The sequence below is a fragment of the Rathayibacter sp. AY1D5 genome, assembly GCF_002932515.1.
Taxonomy (GTDB): Bacteria; Actinomycetota; Actinomycetes; order Actinomycetales; family Microbacteriaceae; genus Rathayibacter.
The window spans coordinates 1-617 of record NZ_PSVU01000132.1 but is presented as its reverse complement, the minus strand read 5'-3'; the positions used below and the strand labels follow the sequence as shown (position 1 = coordinate 617).

Below are 617 nucleotides of genomic sequence, written 5' to 3'. Positions count from 1 at the left end.
AGACGCAAGTCGAAATCGGTGATCCTATGCTGCCAAGAAAAGCATCGACGCGAGGTTCTAGCTGCCCGTACCCCAAACCGACTCAGGTGGTCAGGTAGAGAATACTAAGGAGATCGAGAGAATCGTGGTTAAGGAACTCGGCAAAATGCCCCCGTAACTTCGGGAGAAGGGGGGCCTGAGGCGTGAACGGACTTGCTCCGGGAGCGTTCGATGGCCGCAGAGACCAGTGGGAAGCGACTGTTTACTAAAAACACAGGTCCGTGCTAAGTCGCAAGACGATGTATACGGACTGACGCCTGCCCGGTGCTGGAAGGTTAAGAGGAACGGTTAGCCGCAAGGCGAAGCTGAGAATTTAAGCCCCAGTAAACGGCGGTGGTAACTATAACCATCCTAAGGTAGCGAAATTCCTTGTCGGGTAAGTTCCGACCTGCACGAATGGCGTAACGACTTCCCAGCTGTCTCAACCGCGAACTCGGCGAAATTGCATTACGAGTAAAGATGCTCGTTACGCGCAGCAGGACGGAAAGACCCCGTGACCTTTACTATAGTTTGGTATTGGTGTTCGGTGTGGCTTGTGTAGGATAGGTGGGAGACGTTGAAGCGGGCACGCTAGTGTT

Annotated in this window: 1 rRNA gene; it reads left to right on the top strand. The window is 53.5% G+C overall.

Features of this window, described 5'->3' with window-relative positions:
• A 23S ribosomal RNA gene (locus tag C5C82_RS17210) occupies window positions 1-617 on the top strand; the annotation flags it as partial.